This window comes from Bradyrhizobium sp. BR2003 (genome assembly GCF_009720285.1).
In the GTDB taxonomy this organism is placed as follows: domain Bacteria; phylum Pseudomonadota; class Alphaproteobacteria; order Rhizobiales; family Xanthobacteraceae; genus Bradyrhizobium; species Bradyrhizobium elkanii.
In genome coordinates, this window is sequence record NZ_SMYJ01000011.1 from 116,198 (window position 1) to 137,527 (window position 21,330).

16 protein-coding genes are annotated in these 21,330 nt (G+C 66.5%); 9 read left to right on the plus strand and 7 right to left on the minus strand.

Annotated features, from left to right (window positions below; all coding sequences use genetic code 11):
* Nucleotides 1–5: 5 nt before the first annotated feature.
* Nucleotides 6–2,114, minus strand: coding sequence for an ATP-dependent DNA helicase RecG (gene recG / locus E2I15_RS06875; RefSeq protein ID WP_137480740.1), 2,109 nt, complete (start codon nt 2,112–2,114; stop codon nt 6–8).
* A gap of 226 nt (nt 2,115–2,340) precedes the next feature.
* Between recG and E2I15_RS06880 the strand changes: the two genes are divergently transcribed.
* Both E2I15_RS06880 and mfd read left to right on the plus strand, forming a co-directional pair.
* Entirely contained in the window at nt 2,341–2,631 is a 291-nt protein-coding gene (locus E2I15_RS06880; protein WP_137480738.1) for an FAD assembly factor SdhE, read from the plus strand.
* Nucleotides 2,628–6,146: a transcription-repair coupling factor gene (mfd, locus tag E2I15_RS06885; RefSeq protein ID WP_137480736.1), complete on the plus strand. Its 3,519-nt coding sequence runs from the start codon at nt 2,628–2,630 to the stop codon at nt 6,144–6,146. The genes E2I15_RS06880 and mfd overlap by 4 nt, the downstream gene beginning before the upstream one ends.
* 159 nt (nt 6,147–6,305) lie before the next feature.
* Here the strand turns inward: mfd and E2I15_RS06890 are convergent, their stop codons facing one another.
* From E2I15_RS06890 to E2I15_RS06900, 3 genes are all read right to left on the minus strand, one after another.
* Nucleotides 6,306–7,532, minus strand: coding sequence for a GGDEF domain-containing protein (locus E2I15_RS06890; protein ID WP_137480734.1), 1,227 nt, complete (start codon nt 7,530–7,532; stop codon nt 6,306–6,308).
* Nucleotides 7,533–7,637: 105 nt separating this feature from the next.
* Entirely contained in the window at nt 7,638–9,191 is a 1,554-nt protein-coding gene (locus E2I15_RS06895; protein ID WP_137480732.1) for an AMP-binding protein, read from the minus strand.
* 40 nt (nt 9,192–9,231) lie between these two features.
* Entirely contained in the window at nt 9,232–10,965 is a 1,734-nt protein-coding gene (locus tag E2I15_RS06900; RefSeq protein WP_338134478.1) for an extracellular solute-binding protein, read from the minus strand.
* 370 nt (nt 10,966–11,335) lie between these two features.
* On the opposite strand from E2I15_RS06900, the gene E2I15_RS06905 reads away from it, so the two are divergent.
* A complete protein-coding gene (locus E2I15_RS06905; RefSeq protein WP_137480730.1) occupies nt 11,336–12,175 on the plus strand; it encodes an invasion associated locus B family protein in 840 nt (279 codons plus the stop codon).
* 339 nt (nt 12,176–12,514) lie between these two features.
* Entirely contained in the window at nt 12,515–13,789 is a 1,275-nt protein-coding gene (locus E2I15_RS06910) for an MFS transporter (protein WP_137480728.1), read from the plus strand.
* 47 nt (nt 13,790–13,836) lie between these two features.
* Here the strand turns inward: E2I15_RS06910 and hspQ are convergent, their stop codons facing one another.
* Complete coding sequence (gene hspQ / locus E2I15_RS06915) at nt 13,837–14,169, minus strand: heat shock protein HspQ (RefSeq protein ID WP_016845766.1); 333 nt, start codon at nt 14,167–14,169, stop codon at nt 13,837–13,839.
* 121 nt (nt 14,170–14,290) lie between these two features.
* Between hspQ and E2I15_RS06920 the strand changes: the two genes are divergently transcribed.
* A complete protein-coding gene (locus E2I15_RS06920) occupies nt 14,291–15,244 on the plus strand; it encodes an AEC family transporter (protein ID WP_137480726.1) in 954 nt (317 codons plus the stop codon).
* A gap of 12 nt (nt 15,245–15,256) precedes the next feature.
* On the opposite strand, the gene E2I15_RS06925 is transcribed toward E2I15_RS06920, so the two are convergent.
* Nucleotides 15,257–16,441 (minus strand): UbiH/UbiF family hydroxylase, encoded by a 1,185-nt coding sequence (locus E2I15_RS06925; RefSeq protein WP_137480724.1) that lies wholly within the window; start codon nt 16,439–16,441, stop codon nt 15,257–15,259.
* 133 nt (nt 16,442–16,574) lie between these two features.
* On the opposite strand from E2I15_RS06925, the gene pcsA reads away from it, so the two are divergent.
* From pcsA to E2I15_RS06940, 3 genes are all read left to right on the plus strand, one after another.
* Nucleotides 16,575–17,303 (plus strand): phosphatidylcholine synthase, encoded by a 729-nt coding sequence (pcsA, locus tag E2I15_RS06930; RefSeq protein WP_137480722.1) that lies wholly within the window; start codon nt 16,575–16,577, stop codon nt 17,301–17,303.
* Nucleotides 17,300–18,025, plus strand: coding sequence for a TerC family protein (locus tag E2I15_RS06935; protein WP_137480720.1), 726 nt, complete (start codon nt 17,300–17,302; stop codon nt 18,023–18,025). Before pcsA ends, E2I15_RS06935 begins: the two co-directional genes overlap by 4 nt.
* Before the next feature lie 159 nt (nt 18,026–18,184).
* Nucleotides 18,185–19,159, plus strand: coding sequence for a quinone oxidoreductase family protein (locus E2I15_RS06940; RefSeq protein ID WP_137480718.1), 975 nt, complete (start codon nt 18,185–18,187; stop codon nt 19,157–19,159).
* A 99-nt stretch (nt 19,160–19,258) separates the two neighbouring features.
* Here E2I15_RS06940 and E2I15_RS06945 read toward each other — a convergent pair whose 3' ends face one another.
* Nucleotides 19,259–20,455, minus strand: coding sequence for an acetylornithine transaminase (locus E2I15_RS06945; RefSeq protein ID WP_137480716.1), 1,197 nt, complete (start codon nt 20,453–20,455; stop codon nt 19,259–19,261).
* Between the two features lie 591 nt (nt 20,456–21,046).
* Between E2I15_RS06945 and E2I15_RS06950 the strand changes: the two genes are divergently transcribed.
* A complete protein-coding gene (locus E2I15_RS06950) occupies nt 21,047–21,277 on the plus strand; it encodes a DUF3606 domain-containing protein (protein WP_137480713.1) in 231 nt (76 codons plus the stop codon).
* Nucleotides 21,278–21,330: the final 53 nt, after the last annotated feature.

Sequence of the window (21,330 nt, forward strand, 5' to 3'; positions counted from 1 at the left end):
CCATACTACCCCGCGCCGATCAGCGGCACCGCCTCGTCGCGTTCATAGAGGTAGAGCAGGACGCGCAGCGCTTCGCCGCGCTCGCCCTTCAGCTTCGGATTGTCCTTCATGATCCGCAGCGCCTCGTCGCGGGCCTGGGTGATCAGCTGGCCGTGCACCTCGGAGCGCGCGATGCGGTAGCCGGGCAGGCCGCTCTGGCGGATGCCGAGCACGTCGCCTTCGCCGCGCAGCTTGAGATCCTCCTCGGCGATCCGGAAGCCATCGGTGGTTTCGCGGATCACCTTGAGCCGCGCCTTCGACATCTCGCCGAGCGGCTCCTTGTAGAGCAGCAGGCAGGTCGAGGCCTCCGAGCCGCGGCCGATGCGCCCGCGCAGCTGATGCAGCTGCGCAAGCCCGAAACGTTCGGCGTTCTCGATCACCATGATGGTCGCCGCCGGCACGTCTACGCCGACTTCGACCACCGTGGTCGCGACCAAGAGGCCGATCTCATGCGCGGCGAATTGCGCCATCACGCGATCCTTCTCGGTGCCCTTCATCTGGCCGTGCACGAGGCCGACACGATCGCCGAACCGCTTCTGCAGGCTCTCGAAACGTTCGGTCGCGTTGGTCAGATGCTCGGTGCCCTCGGCCTCGGATTCATCGACCAGCGGGCAGATCCAGTAGACCAGCTTGCCGGCGGCAAGCGCGCGGCCGACGCCGTCCATGACGTCCTCGATCCGGCTCATCGGCACCGCGCGGGTGTCGATCGGCTGGCGGCCGGCGGGCTTTTCGCGCAGCTCGGAGACGTCCATGTCGCCGAAGTAAGTCAGCACCAGCGTGCGCGGAATCGGCGTGGCGCTCAGCACCAGCACGTCGACGGCCTCGCCCTTGGAGGTCAGCGCGAGGCGCTCGCGCACGCCGAAACGATGCTGCTCGTCGACCACGGCAAGCGCCAGCGCCTTGTAGATTACGTCGTCCTGGATCAGCGCGTGGGTGCCGACCACAAGACTGATCTCGCCGGTCGCGAGCTGCGCCAACAGCTCGCGACGCTCCTTGCCTTTCTCGCGGCCGGTGAGGATCGCAATGCGTAGGCCGGCGCTCTCGGCGAGGGGCGCGATGGTCTTGATGTGCTGGCGCGCCAGGATTTCGGTCGGCGCCATCAGCGCGGCCTGCTTGCCGGCTTCCGCAACCGCAGCGGCCGCCAGCAGCGCCACCACGGTCTTGCCGGAACCGACATCGCCCTGCACGAGGCGCAGCATCCGCACCGGCTGTTGCAGGTCGGCGATGATCGCCGCGACCGCCTCTTGCTGCGACCTGGTCAGCGCATAGGGCAGGGCATCGATGATCTTCCTGCGCAGATGACCATCGCCGGCGTTGCGCACGCCGGCGGGACGGCGCAGCGTGGCGCGGATCAGGGCGAGCGCGAGCTGGCCGGCGAGCAGTTCGTCGAACGCGAGGCGCGACCAGAACGGGCCGTCGGGCAGGATGTCGGTCAGTTCGACCGGCACATGCACACGGGTCAGCGCCTCCCTGATCGGCGGGAAGTTGCAGCGGCGCAGCACCTCGGGGCTGATCCATTCCGGCAGATCCGGCAGCCTGGTCAGCGCCTGCGCGATGGCGCGGCGGAGCGAGCCGATCGCAAGCCCCTCGGTCAGCGGATAGACCGGATCGATGCCGGACAGTTTCGCAAAGCCCGCTTCATCGACGACGCGATCAGGATGCACGATCTGCGCGATGCCGTCATACATCGCCAGCGTGCCGGAGACGTAGCGCTTCTCGCCGACCGGCAGCAGCTTCTCGACATAGCCGGGCTGGGCGCGGAAGAAGGTCAAGACGACGTCGCCGGTGTCATCGCTGGCATAGACGAGGTAGGGCGCGCGCGAATTACGCGGCGGCGGTGGGCGATGGCGGTCGACGGTGACCTCGAGCGTCACCATGGTTCCGATCGCGGCGTCGCGGATCTTCGGTCGGGCGCGGCGGTCGATCACGCTCGCCGGCAGATGCAGCAGCAGGTCGACCAGCCGCGGCGTCTCGCTGCGGTCGAGCAGATAGCGCAGCAGCTTGTCCTGCTTCGGGCCGACCCCTTGCAGGGTCGTGACCTGGGCAAACAGCGGATTGAGCAGGGCTGGGCGCATCGATGTGTCCTTCACACGACTCACGTCATGCGCGGGCTCGACCCGCGCATCCATCTTCAAAAGAGGATGGATTGCCGGGTCAAGCCCGGCAATGACGGTATGCGCCAAGACCCCCCCGAAAAGGAAACCCCAAAACGCGGCGAATGAGGGCTGACATCGGCCATCGCCATGGCTATATCAGGCCCGCCCGGCACGTCCGGGCTTTTGGCGTTGGATGGATTTGGACATGACGGGATCGACACGATCGAGCCGCGGGCTCGATGACCGCCGCAAGCGGCTTTTGTTTCGCTGCTGGCACCGCGGCACCCGGGAGATGGACCTGATCCTCGGCCGCTTCGCCGACGCGACCATTGGCGAACTGTCCGACCACGAGCTGGGCGAGCTCGAGCATCTGATCGAGGTGCCGGATCCCGACCTCTATGCGGCGCTGACCGGCGACAAGGTGCTTCCCGCAGAGTACGCGACCGCGCTGTTTGCCCGCATCAAGGCGTTTCGGATCGCGGATCCCAGCGCATGAAACAGACCATGAAATCACCGGCCGCGATGCTCGCGCCCGGCCGGGTGCTGACCATCGCCAATGTCGCCGAGGGCGCCGAGGGGCTCGTCATCTCCGATCTGGCACGCGCCATCGCGGCGCAGCCGAAGCGTCCGGCGGTGAGCCTTGCCGTGGTGTGCCGCGACGGTGCGCGGATGCAGCAGCTCGCCCGCGCGCTGGAGTTCTTTGCGCCCGATATCGCCGTGATGCAGGTTCCGGCCTGGGATTGCCAGCCCTATGACCGCGTCTCGCCGCATTCCGGCATTTTGGCGCAACGCCTGACCGCATTGGCCAAGTTGTCGCGGCTGGTCGGCAGCGACAAGCCGCTGATCGTGCTCACGACCGTAAACGCGGCCGTGCAGCGGGTGCCGGCGCGCGATCAGGTCGCAGCGCAAGCGCTGTCGGTCGCACCCGGCAATGTGGTGCCGATGGATTCGGTCGTGGCCTGGCTCGAGCACAATGGCTACAGCCGTTCGTCCACGGTGCGCGAGCCCGGCGAATATGCCGTGCGCGGCGGCATCCTCGATCTGTTTCCGGCCGGCCTCGACCAGCCGGTGCGCTTCGACTTCTTCGGCGACAGTCTGGAATCGATCCGCACCTTCGATGCCGAGACCCAGCGCACGCTGCTCGACATGCGCGGGCTCGATCTCGTGCCGGTCTCGGAATTCCAGCTCACCACCGAAACCATCCGGCGTTTCCGCATGGGCTATGTCGCCGCGTTCGGCGCGCCGGAACGCGACGATCAGCTTTATGAAGCCGTCTCGGAAGGACGGCGCCACCCCGGCATGGAGCATTGGCTGCCGCTGTTCCAGGAGCGGATGGACACGCTGTTCGACTATCTCGACGGCGCGACGGTTGCGATCGAGCCGCAGGGCGAGGACGCCGCGCGCGAACGCTTCGCGCAGATATCAGACTATTACGACGCGCGGCGCGAGGCGCTGGAGCATCCGGGCAGCGGCGCGATCTACAAGCCGCTGCCGCCGGACCAGCTCTATCTGACCGAGGCCGAATGGACCAAGCTGCTCGGCGATGCGCCGCTGGCGCGGCTGACGCCGTTCGCGGTGCCCGAAGGCTCGCCCGACGTGTTCGACGCCGGCGCGCGGCAGGGCCGCAATTTCGCCCCCGAACGCGCCGACAGCAACGTCAACGTGTTCGAGGCCGTGGTCGGCCATGTCGGCGCGCTGCAGAGCCAGCGCAAGAAGGTGGTGATCGCGCTGTGGAGCGAGGGCTCGCGCGACCGCATGGGCGCGATGCTGCGCGACCACAAGCTGCTCAACACGACCAGCGTCAACACCTGGCGGATCGTGCAGGCGACGCCGCGCAACGAGACCATGCTGGCCGTGCTCGGCATGGAATCCGGCTTCGAGACCGACGAGTTCGCCGTCATCAGCGAGCAGGACATTCTCGGCGACCGCCTGGTGCGGCCGCGCAAGGCGAGCCGCAAGCTCGACAATTTCATTTCGGAGGTGACGAGCCTTGCGACCGGCGATCTCGTGGTCCATGTCGAGCACGGCATCGGCCGCTTCGTCGGGCTGCAGACGCTGGAAGTCTCCGGCGCGCCGCATGACTGTCTCGAGCTGCATTATGCCGCCGAGACAAAACTGTTCCTGCCGGTCGAGAACATCGAGCTGCTGTCGCGCTACGGCTCCGACAGCGCCAATGTCGAGCTTGACCGTCTCGGTGGTGGCGGCTGGCAGGCGCGCAAGGCCAAACTGAAGAACCGCATCCGCGAGATCGCGGGCGAGTTGATCAAGATCGCGGCCGAGCGGCAGCTGCACGAGGCGCCGAAATTCCCGCTGCAGCCGCACGTCTATGACGAGTTCTGCGCGCGCTTCCCCTATGAGGAGACCGAGGATCAGCTCGGGGCCATCACCTCGACCTTGAAGGACCTCGAGATCGGCCGCCCGATGGACCGCCTGATCTGCGGCGACGTCGGCTTCGGCAAGACCGAGGTAGCGCTGCGTGCGGCGTTCGCCGTGGCGCTGGAGGGCCGGCAGGTCGCGGTCGTGGTGCCGACCACGCTCTTGGCGCGTCAGCATTCACGGACCTTCACGGAGCGCTTCAAAGGTTTCCCAGTCAATGTCGCGCAGGCGTCGCGGCTGGTGTCGACCAAGGAGCTGAACCAGGTCAAGAAGGGGCTCACCGACGGCAGCGTCGACATCGTCGTCGGCACCCATGCGCTGCTCGGCAAGGCGATCAAGTTCAAGGACCTCGGCCTGTTGATCGTGGACGAGGAGCAGCACTTCGGCGTCAGCCACAAGGAGCGGCTGAAGCAGCTGCGCGCCCAGGTCCATGTGCTGACGCTGTCGGCAACCCCGATCCCGCGCACCCTGCAACTTGCATTGACCGGTGTCCGCGAGCTCTCGATCATTGCCTCGCCGCCGGTCGATCGCCTTGCGGTGCGCACCTTCGTGGCGCCGCACGATCCGCTGATGATCCGCGAGGCGCTGCTGCGCGAACGCTACCGCGGCGGACAGGCGTTCTACGTCGTGCCGCGGATCGAAGACCTCGCCAGCGTCAAGGACTTCCTCGACAAGAACGTGCCGGAGATGAAGGTCGCGGTCGCCCACGGCCAGATGCCGCCGACCGTGATCGAGGACATCATGTCCGCGTTCTACGACGGCAAATACGACATCCTGCTCTCGACCACGATCGTCGAGTCCGGTCTCGACATCCCGAACGCCAACACGCTGATCGTGCACCGCGCCGACATGTTCGGCTTGGCCCAGCTCTATCAATTGCGCGGCCGCGTCGGCCGCTCCAAGCTGCGCGCCTATGCGCTGTTCACGCTGCCGGCACAGCAGAAGATCACGGCGCAGGCGGAGCGGCGGCTCAAGGTGCTGCAGTCGCTGGAGACGCTGGGGGCCGGCTTCCAGCTCGCCTCCCACGACCTCGACATCCGCGGTGCCGGCAATCTGCTCGGCGAGGAGCAGTCCGGCCACATCAAGGAAGTCGGCTTCGAGCTGTACCAGTCGATGCTGGAGGAGGCGATCGTGAACCTCAAGGCCGGCGTCGCCGAGCCCGCCGCCGACCGCTGGTCGCCGCAGATCACGATCGGCATGCCGGTCCTGATCCCGGAGGACTATGTCAACGACCTCAGCGTGCGGCTGTCGTTGTATCGTCGGCTCGCCGATCTCGACACCGACGAGGACATCGACGCCTTTGCCGCCGAGATGCGCGACCGCTTCGGCGTGCTGCCGGACGAGGTGCGCTATCTGTTCAAGGTCGCCGCGATCAAGGCCTATTGCCGAAGGGCCAATGTCGGGAAGGTCGACGCCGGCCCGAAGGGCGCCGTGATCGCATTCCGCGACAACAGCTTTGCCCATCCGGAGCGGCTGGTGAGCTTCATCCGCCAGCACGGCCAGGCCGCCAAGGTGCGGCCGGACATGAAGGTGGTGTTCTTCCAGGAGTGGGATACGCCCGAAGAGCGGCTCGCCGGCACCACCGAGATCCTGCGCCAGCTCGCGAACCTCGCCGAGAGCAAGAAGGCGGCGTAACGCGCAGGTCTCTCCACGTCATTGCGAGCCAACGGGGCGCGCGAACGCGCGCGCGATGACAGGCTCCGCGAAGCAATCCATTTGTCCGCGAGTGGCGATATGGATTGCTTCGTCGCTTCGCTCCTCGCAATGACGATGCGGGTCGTTGGTGTGGTAAAGCTACGACGCTGCGCGCTCCGGCATACCGAACAGACGTCCCAGCAGCGAGATCGCGGAATCGCCCGGCATGAGCGTTGCGACGCTGACGGCGGGCTCGGCGCGGGTGTCGCGGCGGCCGTTCTGGGTGTGGCGCATCACGCTGGCCAGTCGCCGCGTGATCGCCTGCGCATTGCGCAGGTCGGTTCCGGCGAATGCGACGACGAGCGAGCGGTCGTCATGCACCGCGCCGAAATCGGCCTGGCGCATCAGCCGGCTGATGATCCGGGCGCCGTCGAATTGCGCGCGCGGCTGCGTGTCGTCGAAGGTGAAGCGCGCCACCGAGAGCGCGCCGCCGCGTTCGGCGGTCTGGTAGACGGCGGTGGCGAAGTCGCGCTCGAACGCGGCCTTGGTGAGCAGGCCGGTGCGGGCATCGATCAGGCCCTTGGCGTCGATCGCCTTCAGCATGCGGCCGAGCCGCGCCTCGAAGGCGTGCTGGCGGATCATCGGCAGCGCCATGTCGGCGATGCGCGTCGGCCCGGCCGTGACAATCTCGAGATTGGGCAGTTCGTATCGTGGCGTCAGCTCGCCCGAGGCGACGATCACGGGCAACGGGCGGAAGCGGACGTCCTCGGTCAGCACGGTCAGGAACGCATCCATCACCCGCGGCGTGAAGCCTTCCGCCAGCACGATGCCGTCGATGTCGCGGCTCGAGAGATGCTTGGCGGCGGCCTCGATGCTGAGCGCGCCGACCACGCCGGCGCGTTCGCCGAGCGCGACCGACAGCGTCGGGTAGGCGCCGCCGCGGCCGATCAACAGCGCGGTGGCCTCTCCGATCGGATCGATGTCAGACAGGGCAATCGGTGCCGGCGGCACCAGGCGGCGCATCACGGTGGCGTGCAGGCCGCGAACGCGTAAGGACGCATTGAGCCGGGCGACCAGCCGATCCGGCAGACCCTTGTTCTGGAAGAATGCGATCACGGTGTCGGGCAGGGTGGTCGCAGGATCGACCGCGATCACCGGCAGATACGGCGCGCGGGCGGCGGCGCGCTTGGCGAGACCCGACAGGGTGACGAAGTCGACGCCCTCGGCGGCCGCGATGACCGCTGCCGGCTTGACCTGCTCGATGGCCCGTCCGACCTCGTTCCAGTCGGTGACCACGACCGGGAAGAGTTTCGTCTCATCGAGAACTGCGGCAAACGACGGCTTTGTCGACGCCGATACGATGAGGACCGGACCTTGTTGGGACATTCGAACGCTCGAAACCAATGCAGAAATCAGCAACGGCTGCGATGCTAGTTCGCATGGCTTAATGCGGCGTCAACACAATGATAAGATTAACGCAATGATAAGATTTTAACTCACCCCGGCGCCGCCACGGTCGCGAAATGCTTCGATCATCAAGGGGTTAAGCCCAAGTTCTGTGAGGGCGTCGCGGGCGCGCGCATTGTCCTGCGCCCGTCCGGCCAGGCGGTGGCCGCTGAGGCGGTCCGGCAATGCGGTGAGCAGCGCGCCCTGGCCGAGGCGGCGCGACCACTCCTGCAGTTCCTGGGCGAGGAAGCGGTAGCCGCCGACCGTCATCACCCCTGACGGCGGCGCGGTGATGTTGATGGCCCCGGTCGCGCGATCGACCCGCGCGGCATATTCGGTGTCGACGAAATCGCGTGGCGGCGGCGCGATCAGGCTGTCGCGGGGCGGAGGCGGCGGCGCATAGGCGGCGACCGGCACCATCGGGCCGCGCAGGCCGAGCGTGCCCTTCGGCGTCAGCAGGATCTCGCCGGCGACCGATGCGCCGGGCGCTTCGCGCGGCGCGCTGTGCGGCCCCGGCTTGATCAGGGCCGGCGATCCGTCCTCGGCGGTGCGGCGGGCGCCGAACAGCCCGGCCTCGCCGAACAGATAGACGTCGGTCATGGTGACCGGCCGCGAGGTCCAGTGCGCACTGGAGGCAACCTGCTCCGGCGTGCGCCAGAGGCCGATCACGGTGCGCAGGCTGGGCAGGCGCTCCGACAGGCCGCGCTCGTCGAGCCGCAGCGCGAGCTGCGCCGGCGCGATCAGCGTGTTGCAGGCGTGATCGTTGAACTGGGTCTCGAACGCATCCTCGTCGAACGGGTGATGCAGCACCAGCGTTCCGCCCGACAGCAGCCAGGTCACCAGCGACGCGCAGATGCCGGCGAACGACATCGGCGCGAACGCCGACATGATGGTGGCGCCTGGCGCCAGATCGCTCTCCAGCGACATCGCGAGCCCGCCGGCAATCAGGCCGAAATGCGCCCGCGGCACCGGACGAAGACCGTCGCTGGTGACGTCGAAGGAAATCAGCGCCGGCTTGCGGCCGTCCTGGATCATCGGGCGCGAGGCCCGGGAGTCCTCCAGGATCGCCTGGTCGAGCGAGGCCATGCCTTCGGGCAGATCGGGTCCGAAGCCGCAGACATGGCGGATCGAGAAGGCTTCCGCCGCGGCGTTCATGGCGATGTCGGCATAGGAGACGCCGTCGATCCGGCCGCAGCTGACGATCGCCCGCGCCGCGGTGCGGTTGAGCACGGACGTCAGCTCGGCCTGCCGCCACAGCAGCGGCAGCGGCACGACCACCAGGCCGACCCGATGCGCGGCAAGAACGGTCAGGGCGAATTCGACCGTGCCGGGCAGCTGCACGGCGATCACCGTGTTGGCCGGCAATCCGCTTTGGACGAAGTGGGCGGCGATCGCCGAGATTGCGCGGTCGGCCTGGGCATAGGTCAGGCGCTTGCGGGTCTGTCCGGTGATGCGCTGCTTGTTGAGCGGGTCGACCAGCGCCACCGCCTCGGGCTGCCGCGCCAAGGTACGCTTGAACAGGGTATCGAGCGTTGGCGAGGTGATCGACTGGTTCACAGGTTCAACGTCGTTTGCATCGCTTCGGTCGGACCAGGACATGCCGCGTCGGGTCGCATCACTTGCTAGACTACTTGGCCAATCATCTGGATTGCGCGCCGGGCTTCTGCCACCAGGTCTCCGGCAGGTAGCCCGTCAACGCCGTGGTCGAAGGCCCTTCTATCCGATTCCAGCGCGCGATCCATTGCTCTCCCAAGTTAAATAGGGGGATAGCGTAGCAGCCCGACATCAGGACCCGGTCCAGCGCCCGCACCGCCGAGACGAAGGCCGGCCGCTCGCGCGCCGCGAGCAGCGCCGCGATCATGGCGTCGATGGCGGGATCCTTGGCACCCATGTAATTGCGGGTGCCCGGCACATCGGCGGCCTGGCTGCCCCAGTAGAACCACTGCTCGTTGCCCGGCGACAGCGACTGGTCCCAGCGGATGGGGATCATGTCGAAGTCATAGCCGACGCGGCGCTGCTCGAACTGCACCGCGTCGACCACCCGCACCGCGGCTTCGATGCCGGCCCGCTTCAGGTCGCGCTGATAGGCGAGGGCGATCCGCTCATGCTCGCGCGTCGTCACCAGGATCTCGATGCGGAGCGGCGTCCCTGTCGACCGCTGCTTCAAGACGGTGCCGTCGAGTGCGTAGCCCGCCTCGGCGAGCAGCGCGAGCGCACTGCGCAGAAGGCTGCGGTCGCGCCCAGACCCGTCGGTGACCGGCAGACGATAGCGGCCGTCGAGGATATCGGGCTGGATGTGCGACAGGTATGGTTTGAGCAGCTCGCGCTCGCGATCGTCGGCGGGGCGGCCATAGGCGGACAGATCCGATCCGGCGAAGAAACCGCCGGCGCGCGAAAACAATCCGAAATAGTAGTTGCGGTTGACCCATTCGAAATCGAACAGCATCGCCAGTGCCTGACGCACCCGCAGGTCGGCGAATTTCGGCCGCCGGCTGTTGAACACCAGGAATTCGGACGGCCGCGGCGTGCCGATCCTGATGGTGTCGCGGATCACCTCGCCGTTGCGCGCCGCCGGGAAGTCGTAGCCGTCGTGCCAGCGCAGCGGCTCGGTCTCGGTCCGGAAATCATACAGGCCGCGCTTGAAGGCCTCGAACATGCCGTTGGCCTCGCGGTAGTAATCGAGCCTGATCTCGTCGAAGTTCCACAGGCCGCGGTTGATGGGCAGATCGCGGCCCCAATAATTGGGATCGCGCGTGAAGGTGACGCTGGCGCCGGGCTTGACCGTCGTCACACGGTAGGGGCCCGACCCGATCGGCGGCGCCAAGGTGGTTTCCTCGAATTTTTCCGGATCGATGGCGTGCCGCGGCAGGATCGGCATCAGGCCGAGGATCAGCGGCAATTCGCGATCCGCCACGCCGCCGAAATCGAACCGGACCGTGAGCGGGTCGAGCGCCCCGGCCTTTGCGACTTTCGAATAATACTGACGGTGCATCGGACGGCCGTGGTCGCGCAGCAGCGCCAGCGAGAACAGCACGTCGTCGGCCAGCACCGGCTGGCCATCCGAGAAGCGGGCGCGGGGATCAATGTGGAACGTCACATAGCTTCTGGCGTCGTCGGTCTCGACGCTGCGCGCGAGCAGGCCGTACAGGGTGAACGGCTCGTTGTTGCCCCGCGCCATCAGGCTTTCGTAGACATAGCCCCACTCATAGCCGTAGCCCCTGACCTGCTGCACGGCGATGCCCCTGACGATCATCGGATTGAGGCTGTCGAAGGTGCCGATCACGCCCTGGACGAGGCGGCCGCCCTTGGGAGCGCCGGGATTGGCATAGGGCAGGTGGGTAAAGTCGGGTGGCAGCGCGGGGTCGCCATGCATCGCGATCGCGTGGCTCTCGGCGGCCGCCGCAGGGACCAGCCCGCTCGTCAGGCATCCCAAGACCAGCCAGATGGCAGCCCATGCGGCGCGCCAAGTGTGCCCGGGAACACGTGCGTGAGGCGCCGGATTTGATTCGCGAAACGTCACGTTTGGAGGTTTATCACAGGCCGCTGAAACTCGCCGTGACATGGGCGCAAATGCGCTGGTCGGCATTGATCTTTCCGCGCGCCGCTGTATTGAAGGCGTGCAATTCGAAGGCGGGAACGCCTGTCACGTATCCGCCTCAATTGACTAGGAGACAGCCGCCCAAACGGCTATGTGTCGGCGCCTGCAGCGGTTTCGGGCTTCCGTTCAGAAAGGGTTTTCCGCAATGAATTTCCGTATCTTGGCCGCCCCGGTCCGGCCGCATGGGCGAATTGTTGCCCTGATGGCGGCGACGGCATTCTCTGCAGCGCTCCTGGTTCCTGCCGCTCAGGCCCAGCAGCCGGCAGCGCCGGCGCCTGCGGCACCGAAGGCCGCGCCCAAGGCGGCACCCAAGGCAGCTCCGAAGGCGCCGGCTCCGGCAGCCCAGGCTCCGGCCGCCCAAGCGCCGGCCGCAGGTCAGGCGCCCGCTGCGGCCGGCCAGCAGCCGCCCCAGGATCAGCAGATCCAGCTGATCTACGCCCCCTGGACCAAGTTCTGCCTGAAGGGCCAGGAAGCCAACGCCAAGCAGGTCTGCTTCACCGGCAAGGACGGACGCATCGAGTCCGGCCAGCCGGTGATTGCCGCCGTGATCATCGAGCCGGAAGGCGAGCCGAAGAAGATCCTGCGCGTCACGCTGCCGCTCGGCATGCAGCTCGTGCACGGCACCCGCATCATCGTCGACGGCAACCCGCCGCAGCAGGCGCCCTATGTGATCTGCTTCCAGAACGGCTGCATGTCCGACTATGAAGCAACGCCCGAGCTGATCGCCAACATGAAGAAGGGCCAGAACCTCGTGGTCCAGGCGATCAATTCGAACGGCGCGCCGCTGACGCTGCCGCTGCCGCTCAACACCGAATTCGCCAAGGCCTATGACGGCCCGCCGACCGATCCGAAGGTGTTCGAGGAAAACTCGAAGAAGCTGCAGGAAGAGTTGCAGAAGCGCGCCGAAGAGCAGCGCAAGAAGCTGGAAGGCGCGGGCGGTGGCTCTGCGCAGGCTCCGGCGCCGGCCAACCCGGCGGCCAAGTAAACACTTCAATCGCGCGTTCAAGAAAGCGCGAGACCATCGCGATCAAAAGGCGCCCGGAAGGGCGCCTTTTTTGTCATGCGAAACAGACTGGCTGCCGGCCGCCTGCTGCGCTGGTGATCGCGCAGACCGTGTGCGATGGTCATCGATGGGGGCTGCGATTGCCTCGCGCGATGAGCGCGCATCGTTGGTGCCTGGTCCGGACAAGTCCGGCGTCGAAGCACAATCATAAATCCGATACGGGAGGCCAGACGAAAGCGCGGACAGCGCCTTCGATGCGCAAATGCGCGCGTGGTTCTTCCGCGAATCCTGGCCGCCGTTCGCAGTCATGGAAGTCGCGCAATGTCCCAGCAAGCCAGCACGCAGCGGCGCGAATTGCGCTCCCGGCTTCCGGAACGGTCGACCGGCCGTGTTTCGGTCGATGCTGGCGTTCGCGTCAGCCAGGATAACGCTCCCGGTAACTTTCATCCTGGCATCGTCCATCTCGCGCTGGCGATGGGCGGCTTTGCGATCGGCATCGCCGAATTCGCGACCATGAGCCTGTTGCCGTTCTTCGCCCACGATCTGCACGTCAGCGAGCCCCAGGCCGGCCACGCGATCAGCGCCTACGCGCTCGGCGTCGTCGTCGGTGCGCCGGTCATCGCGGTGCTATCGGCGCGCATGACGCGGCGGACGCTGCTGATCGCGCTGATGGGCTTCTTCGCGCTGATGAACGGCCTTTCGGGACTCGCGCCCGATTATCACACCATGCTGGCGCTGCGCTTCCTTGCGGGGCTGCCGCACGGCGCCTATTTCGGCATCGCCATGCTGGTCGCAGCCTCGCTGGTCCCGATGGACAGGCGCACGGCGGCCGTCGGGCGCGTGCTGCTGGGGCTCACCATCGCGACCACGATCGGCGTTCCGCTCGCCAACGGGGTCGGGCAGGCAATCGGCTGGCGCTGGGCCTTCGCGATCGTTGCCGGCCTCGCGCTCTTGACCGCGGTCCTGGTGCTGATCTTCGCCCCGCGTGATGCCGCCAACAGCAAGGCGAGCCCGCTGCGCGAACTGTCGGCGCTCGGGCGCAAGCATGTCTGGCTGACGCTGGCGATCGGCGCCGTCGGTTTCGGCGGATTGTTCTCGGTCTACACCTATCTGGCGTCGACCATGCTGGCGGTGACCCACACCTCGCCCGCGCTGGTGCCGGTCACGCTGTGCGTGTTCGGCGCCGGCCTTACCGCCGGCAACATCATCGTGCCGCGCTTTGCCGACCGCGCGCTGATGGCAACCGCAGGCGGGCTGCTGCTTTGGTCGGCGGCGACGCTCGCGCTCTATCCGCTGGCGGCCGGAAATTTCTGGACGCTGACCGCCGACGTGTTCCTGATCGGGCTGGGCGGGGCGCTCGCCACCGTGTTGCAGACCCGCCTGATGGACGTCGCGGGCGAGGCGCAGAGCCTCGCCGCCGCGCTCAACCACTCCGCCTTCAACGTCGCCAATGCACTGGGGCCGTGGCTCGGTGGAATGGCGGTTGCCGCGGGTTATGGCTGGACGTCGACCGGCCTCGTCGGCGCGGGGCTGGCGCTGGCGGGTTTTGCCGTCTGGGCGATCGCGGTTGTCTTGGCCAGGCGCGAGGGGGTGTGAGCGTGGCAGCGCGACCGCCGTGGCATCCGCCGGAGCGCCGCCGAACCTCAGTTCAGCGACGGGTTGCGCGGACGGTAGCCGCCCGATTTGTCCTTGATGAAGATCTCCGCCACCTGCGAATGCCGGATCGGCTCGCCGGACTCGTCGGGCAAGAGGTTCTGCTCCGAGACATAGGCGACGTACTCGCTCTCCGAGTTTTCCGCGAGCAAATGGTAGAACGGCTGGTCCTTGTGGGGCCGCATGTCCTCGGGGATCGACAGCCACCATTCCTCGGTGTTGTTGAACTCCGGGTCGATGTCAAAAATCACGCCCCGGAAGGAAAACACCCGGTGACGGACGATCTGCCCGATCTGAAACTTGGCGGTGCGCGCTTTGATCATGGCTCGTCGATAGACCAACATTGTGGCCGATGCTAGGGGCTAAGCTCCGAATTAACCCGCGCTTTACCGATTCCAGCGCTGCAAAAACGACCCGAAATCCAGCCGAGAAACTACTTTCAGAATGATCGATATCCTCAATCTGGCGTTGCCGTATTTCGGCTTGATCTTCATCGGTTACGCGTGCGGCAAGGCCAAGGGTTTGCCCGAGAGCGGGCTCGCCTGGATGAATTTCTTCCTGCTTTACGTTTCGTTGCCGGCGCTGCTGTTCGGGATCATGTCCAAGACGCCGTTTGCGGAGCTGAACAACCCGCCATTCCTGATCGCCACCACGCTTGGAACCGTGCTCGCATTCTTCCTGGCGATGGTCGCGGGCAAGGTGATCGGCGGGCTTACGCTGCGCGAGGCGACGCTGGCCGGCCTGTCAGGCGCCTACGGCAATATCGGCTATATGGGGCCAGGCCTCGCGCTCGCCGTGCTCGGTGCCAAGGCGGCGGCGCCGACCGCGCTGATCTTCTGCTGCGACAGCATCTTCCTGTTCTCGATCGTGCCGCTCTTGATCGAGCTCACCGACCGCGACCATCCCTCGCTGCTGCACGCACTTGGCGTGGTGCTGCGGCAGATCGCGCAGAACCCGCTGATCATGTCGGCCGTGTTCGGAGCGCTGGTCGCCGCGTTCCACATCCCGATCCCGGTCGCGCTCGATCGCACCATCCAGTTCCTGGAAAACGCCGCCGCGCCGACGGCGCTGTTCGTGCTCGGCATCACGGTGGCGCTGCGGCCGTTCGAGCGGGTGCCGTGGGAGGTCCCGGGCGTGGTCGCGATCAAGCTTTTGATCCATCCGCTGCTGGCGTTCGGCCTGATGCTGCTGTTCGGCCCGTTCGCGCAGCCTTGGGCTGCGACAGCGGTGCTGATGGCGTCGCTGCCGCCGGCGCTCAACGTGTTCGTGATCGCGCGGCAGAACGAAACCTGGATCGAGCCGGCCTCGGTCGCGGTGCTGATCGGCACCTTCGCCTCGGTGGTCACGCTGACCAGCGTGATGTGGTTCATCCAGAGCGGACGGCTGGTGTTTCCTTAACGTACGCCGTTCTCACCGCCGCCAAGACGGGGCGAGGCCCTCGCGCATCGCGAGGCGCCGCAACGGGCCGAATGCGCCGAGCAGGTGCAGGCCGGCAGCGCGCGCCGTCTGCATGCCGAGGAAATCGCTCAGCAGCGACCGGTTGGCGATGTCGATCGCCCAGGTCCGGCTGGCGACATCGGGGCGCCGCGCCGCCTCGTAGCGCGACAGCACATTGGGCGCGCCGGGATCTTCACCACGACCGATTGCCTGACCCGCGATCTCGGCGATATCGGCGGCATCGCGCAGTCCCATATTGAGGCCCTGCGCGCCGATCGGCGGCAGCACATGGGCGGATTCCCCGACCAGCGCGATTCGGTTTTTGGCGAATTGCCGCGGCCGCTCGATCGCCAGCGGAAACACGTGACGGCCGCCCTGGACCTCGACGCGGCCGAGGATCGAATGCGATTGTCGCTCGGCCGCATCGGACAGTTCGGTGTCGCCGAGTGCCATCAGCCGTTCAGCCTCCTTGGGCGCCGAGACCCAGACCACGCTGCTTCGGTTGCCGCTGAGCGGCACGAACACGCACGGGCCGTGCTCGGTGTGGAATTCGGTCGAGATGTTGTGGTGCGGGCGGGTATGGGTGATGTTGAAGGTGAGGGCGGACTGCCCGAGCTCGCGGCTCGTCACCTCGATGCCGGCGGCCTCGCGGGACAGTGAATTGCGCCCGTCGGCACCGACCACGAGCCGGGCCTGAAGCGACTGGCCCTGCCGCGTCATCACGGTGATCGTGGCATCGTCCGGCCGCACCGAGGCGGCTTCATCGTCGGACCGCGTCAGCGCGGACAGTTCTCCGGTGCGGTCCTCGAGCGCCGCGACCAGCGCGCGGTTGTCGATGTTGAAGCCGAATTGCTCGCGGCCGATCTCGTCGGAGGAGAAGCGCACCTCGGGCGCGCGGATCAGGCGGCCGGTGTCGTCGACGAGGCGCATGGTCTTGAGTGCCGCCGCTCGGTCGCTGCAGCGCCGCCAGACGTCGAGCCGTTCCAGGATATCGGTCGAGGCGCCGAGCAGCGCGGTGGTCCGGTTGTCGGCATAGGGCGCGCGGCGCGCCAGCAGCGCAGTCCGCGCACCAGCGTCGGCAAGGGCAATCGCAGCCGTCAGTCCGGCCGGACCGCCGCCTATTACGATAACGTCATAATCCAGCGAGCTGTCGGTCATATCAGGACATTTGACATGCTTGGCCCGATTTTCAAGCCATCGGTAACCACCAAGAGTTTCCAACGCTTTGCGCGGCGGAACGCCGCAAGACCGCATATGCAAACCGGTCCGATTCCTGATAGCACTTCGGCCGATGGAGCATTCGAGCCAGCCGGATACGTTGCCAGAACGGATGCGGACCGCCGCATTCTCCGTTCATCTTTTCACGGCGCTCGGCGCCGGGGTGGCGCTGCTGGCGATGCTGGAGGCGGTGCGCGAGCACTGGGCCAACATGTTCGCCTGGCTCGGGGTCGCGCTGATCATCGACGGGATCGACGGCCCGCTGGCGCGCCGGCTCGACGTGGTGCGGCTACAGCCGAACTGGTCGGGCGAGGTGCTCGACCTGGTGGTTGATTTCGTCACCTATGTGTTCGTGCCGGCCTATGCGATCACCGCGAGCGGCATGCTGCTGCCGCTTGCCGCGCCGATCCTCGGCATCGGCATCGTGGTCTCCAGCGCGCTGTATTTCGCCGACCGCCGCATGAAGGCCGATGACAACCATTTCCGCGGCTTCCCGGCGCTGTGGAATGCGGCGGCGTTCTATCTGTTCCTGCTCCACCTGCCGCCGGTGCTGTCGACGATCGTGGTCGCGGCCCTGATCGCGCTGACCTTCGCGCCGTTCCACGTGCTGCACCCGCTGCGTGTGGTGCGGCTGCGCTGGCTGACGCTGTGGCTGCTCGCCGCATGGGCGCTGCTCGGCATGTACACGCTCGCCAACGACTTCGTGGTGGGAGCTCCGATCACCTTCGGGCTCTGCGCCGTCGCCGCCTACATCGTCGGCAGCGATACCGTGATCCGCCGGATGAAAGCCTTCAGAGCATGATGCAATTGATCACCAGCCCGGAGGCCTGGGCGGCGCTGTTGACCCTGACTGCGCTCGAGATCGTGCTCGGCATCGACAACGTGATTTTCCTGTCGGTGATCGTATCGCGGATCCCGCCGGCGCAGGCCAAGCGCGCGCGCCAGATCGGCCTGCTGCTGGCGCTGGTGTTCCGCATTCTGCTGCTCTCGATCCTGGTCTGGCTGATCGGTCTGACGCAGCCGGTGATCGCTGTTAAGGACGTCGCGTTGTCTTGGCGCGACATCATCCTGATCGGCGGCGGCCTGTTCCTGATCGCGAAAGCGACCCATGAAATCCACGGCGAGGTCGAGGCGCGCGAGGCGGAAGCCGACGACAGGCCGAGCGCCGGCGCGTTCTTCTGGGTGATCGTGCAGATCATCATCATCGACCTGGTGTTCTCGCTGGATTCGATCATCACCGCGATCGGCATGGCCCAGGACATCGAGATCATGATCGCGGCGGTGGTGATCGCCTGCGCCATCATGTACATCTCCTCGGGACCGGTGGCGCGGTTTGTCGCGGAGCATCCGACCACCAAGATGCTGGCGCTGGCCTTCCTGGTGCTGATCGGCGTGGCGCTGGTGGCCGACGGCTTCAAATTCCACATTCCGCGCGGCTACATCTATTTCGCGATTGCCTTCTCGGCCGCCGTCGAGGCGTTCAACGTCATGGCCAAGCGCAACCGCAGGAAGCCGGCGCGCTAACGGGCATTGTCTCCGCGCAAACGCTGCGGGTTTGTCGCGCAGGGAAACCGCTCGGCGCTTTTCCGGATCATGCCGTAGCCGGTTCCGGCGCGCTTGGTTGACAAGCCGGCCGCGATGGCATTCGCTCGCCTGACGCTGATATCCGAGGGGAGCGACGACATGACCAAGGCTGTGCGGGTGCACCAGGTGGGAGGCCCGGAAGTCCTGACCTATGAGGACGTCGAGGTGGGCGCGCCGGGAACCGGCGAGGTCCGGATCCGCCAGCATGCGGTCGGTCTGAATTTCATCGACGTCTATTTCCGCACCGGTCTCTACAAGGCGCCCGGCCTGCCGTTCATTGCCGGCAACGAGGCCGCAGGCGAGGTGTTGGCCGTGGGGCCGGGGGTGACCAATTTCCACCCCGGCGACCGCGTCGCCTATTACTACAATCTCGGCGGCTACGCGTCCGAGCGCGTCATCCCGGCCGACAAGCTCGTCAAGCTGCCCGACCACATCACGTACGAGCAGGGCGCCGTGCTGATGCTCAAGGGACTCACGGTCTGGTACCTTCTGCACAAGACCTTCAAGGTCGAGCACGGTCATCGCGTGCTGATTCATGCCGCGGCCGGCGGGATCGGGCTGCTCGCCTGTCAGTGGGCCCACGCGCTCGGCGCGCATGTCATCGGTACCGTCGGCTCGAAGGCGAAGGCCGATCTCGCGCTCGCCAATGGCTGCGATCACGTCATCCTCTACAACGAGGAGAACTTCGTCGAGCGCGTCAAGCAGATCAGCCGGGGCGAGCTCTGCGACGTCGTCTATGACGGCGTCGGCAAGACCACGTTCCCGGGATCGCTGTCCTGCCTCAGGCCGCGCGGCCTGTTCGTCTCCTTCGGCAACGCGTCGGGCCCGGTGCCGCCGTTCCCGCTCGCCGAGCTCAACAACCACGGCTCGCTGTTCGCGACGCGGCCCAAGCTCAACGACTATGTCGGCACCCGCAAGGAATTGCTCGAAGGCGCCGACACGCTGTTCGCGGCCGTGATCAACGGCAAGCTGCACGTGCCGATCAACCACGCCTATGCGCTCAAGGACGCCGCCAAGGCGCATATCGACCTGGAGAGCCGGGCGACGACGGGGGCGGCGATATTGAGGCCGTAGCCGCATGGTCATTCCGGGGCGATGCGCAGCATCGAACCCGGAATCTCGAGGTTCCGGGTTCATCGCTGACGCGATGCCCCGGAACGACGAGGACCAACCTCAAGCCACCCGCCGCGCTGCGCCGACCTTGGTCAGCACCGTATCCAGGCAGTCGATGACAAGGGAAATCTCCTCCCGCGTCACGTTCAGCGCCGGCATGAAGCGCAGCGTGTCCGGCTGCGGCGAGTTGATCAGCGCGCCGGCCGCGAACGCCTCGGCGACGACGGCGGCGCCGATCGGCATCTTGAGGTCGAGCGCCAGCAGGAGGCCGCGGCCTCTGATCTCGCCGAGGCCATGCCGCGCCGACAGCCGCTGCAATTCGCGCTCGAGCAAAAGACCGGCATCGATGACCGATTTCAGGAAATCGGGCTTACCGACCTGATCGAGCACGACAAGCCCCGCGGCGCACATCAGCGGATTGCCGTTGAAGGTGCCGCCCTGATCGCCGTGATCGAAGCACGAGGCATGCTCGGTGGCGAGCAGGGCCGCGAGCGGCACGCCGCCGCCGATGCCCTTGCCGAGCGTCATGATGTCGGGCTCGATCCCGGCGTGCTGATAGCCGAACAGCTTTCCGGTCCGGCCGATGCCGGTCTGAATCTCGTCGACAATGAGCAGCAGGCCGCGCTGCTGGGTCAGCGCCCGCAACTCCTTCAAAAATTCATCCGTCGCGGGCCACACGCCAGCCTCGCCCTGGATCGGCTCGAGCATGACCGCGACCGTCGACGACGAGATCAGCTTGCGCACCGACTCGATGTCGTTCAGCCGGGCTTTGCGGAAGCCCGGGACCTTCGGCTCGAACAGCGGCGCGAACGCCTTCTTGCCCGAGGCCGACATGGTCGCAAGCGTGCGGCCGTGGAAGCCGCCTTCGAAGGTGATGATCTCGTGGGCGCCGTTCTTGTACTTCGTGCCATATTTGCGCGCGAGCTTGATCGCGCCTTCATTGGCCTCGGCGCCGGAGTTCGCGAAGAACACCTGGTCGAAGCAGCTGTTGTCGACCAGCAGCTTTGCCAGTTTCAGGCTCTGCTCGTTGTAGAACGCCGGGCTTGGCGTCAGCAGCCGTCTGGCTTGCGCCGCCAGCGCGTCGGCCACGTTCACCGGCGAGTGGCCGAGGGGATTCACGGCCCAGCCCTGCACGAAGTCAAGATAGCGGTTGCGGTTGCTGTCCCACAAATACGAACCGGCGCCGCGCACGAACACGACCTCGGGGCGGGCGGTGATGTCCATCAGCGCGTCGAACGGATGGGTAGCGTTGGTCACGTCGTTCTCCTCTGGGGTCGGTGTTGGGAAAGGGCAGGCCGAAAAGCGAGAAAGCCGCGCTTTGGGGGCGCGGCCTTCTCGAAAACCTTGGCTGATTTATAGGATCAGCGATGGCGTCGGACACGGCGCAGCCCAGCATCGTCGCGGGTGCGACGACGGCAGATGGCGCGGCGGTGGGTCCGGTTCAGCTTCATGGCGCAGGGCCATACAGCGAGGGGGACGGTTGTGTCAAGCACCGACAGCGCGTCACTCGACGCCATAGCGTGCGAATTCCTTGGCGATGCGGACTGAATTGCCTCGGCGGCAGTGATGTCGGCTTGGCCGCGTCGGCGCTCCGGTACATCCCACGTCGGCTGCATACTGTGCCTGTGCCCCTTCGGCGATTGCGTCTGCGTGCGGCCTCATCAGCGCGCTTTGCGCGAATTTTCCGAGTCGGCGCGCTGCGTCATCTTGGCCGGCAGGGTGATTTCAGCAATGCGATCAAGTTCGCTGGGCCAACACTTATGCTCGCGATGCGGATTAGGAACCGAATTGGTTGAGTCGTTGTTCCCGATTTGCCGCAAAGGAACTGCGGCGCGATGGGAGGCCGGAATGGCAAAGAAGGCGAAGAAGCAGACGGCGCGCGGTCGCAAGCAGGACCGGGCGCGCGTCGCCGGCGGGCAGGATTACGAGGTGAGCTATGAGACGAGGAAAACCCGGAAGTCGGCAGCGTCGGTGAAGAAGGCCGTCAAGAAAGTCGGCAATAGCCGCAAGCGAGTTGAGCGCCGGCTCGGGTCGGCGATGAAAAAGTCGTTAGGAACGAAACCTTCGAAGCGTCGTTAGCAATGCGCCGCTCAACACGGCAGAGCGACATGGATGAGTGAGCGTGCCCCGGC

Coding starts and splice junctions, on each gene's coding strand:
- E2I15_RS06890 (WP_137480734.1), bottom strand. CDS start 7,532: ATGTCCCAACAAGGTCCGGTCCTCATCGTATCGGCGTCGACAAAGCCG.
- hspQ (WP_016845766.1), bottom strand. CDS start 14,169: ATGATCAAAGCGCGCACCGCCAAGTTTCAGATCGGGCAGATCGTCCGT.
- E2I15_RS06935 (WP_137480720.1), top strand. CDS start 17,300: ATGATGCAATTGATCACCAGCCCGGAGGCCTGGGCGGCGCTGTTGACC.
- recG (WP_137480740.1), bottom strand. CDS start 2,114: ATGCGCCCAGCCCTGCTCAATCCGCTGTTTGCCCAGGTCACGACCCTG.
- E2I15_RS06905 (WP_137480730.1), top strand. CDS start 11,336: ATGAATTTCCGTATCTTGGCCGCCCCGGTCCGGCCGCATGGGCGAATT.
- E2I15_RS06900 (WP_338134478.1), bottom strand. CDS start 10,965: ATGCATGGCGACCCCGCGCTGCCACCCGACTTTACCCACCTGCCCTAT.
- E2I15_RS06895 (WP_137480732.1), bottom strand. CDS start 9,191: ATGTCCTGGTCCGACCGAAGCGATGCAAACGACGTTGAACCTGTGAAC.
- E2I15_RS06910 (WP_137480728.1), top strand. CDS start 12,515: ATGTCCCAGCAAGCCAGCACGCAGCGGCGCGAATTGCGCTCCCGGCTT.
- E2I15_RS06925 (WP_137480724.1), bottom strand. CDS start 16,441: ATGACCGACAGCTCGCTGGATTATGACGTTATCGTAATAGGCGGCGGT.
- E2I15_RS06880 (WP_137480738.1), top strand. CDS start 2,341: ATGACGGGATCGACACGATCGAGCCGCGGGCTCGATGACCGCCGCAAG.
- E2I15_RS06920 (WP_137480726.1), top strand. CDS start 14,291: ATGATCGATATCCTCAATCTGGCGTTGCCGTATTTCGGCTTGATCTTC.
- mfd (WP_137480736.1), top strand. CDS start 2,628: ATGAAACAGACCATGAAATCACCGGCCGCGATGCTCGCGCCCGGCCGG.
- E2I15_RS06950 (WP_137480713.1), top strand. CDS start 21,047: ATGGCAAAGAAGGCGAAGAAGCAGACGGCGCGCGGTCGCAAGCAGGAC.
- E2I15_RS06940 (WP_137480718.1), top strand. CDS start 18,185: ATGACCAAGGCTGTGCGGGTGCACCAGGTGGGAGGCCCGGAAGTCCTG.
- pcsA (WP_137480722.1), top strand. CDS start 16,575: ATGGAGCATTCGAGCCAGCCGGATACGTTGCCAGAACGGATGCGGACC.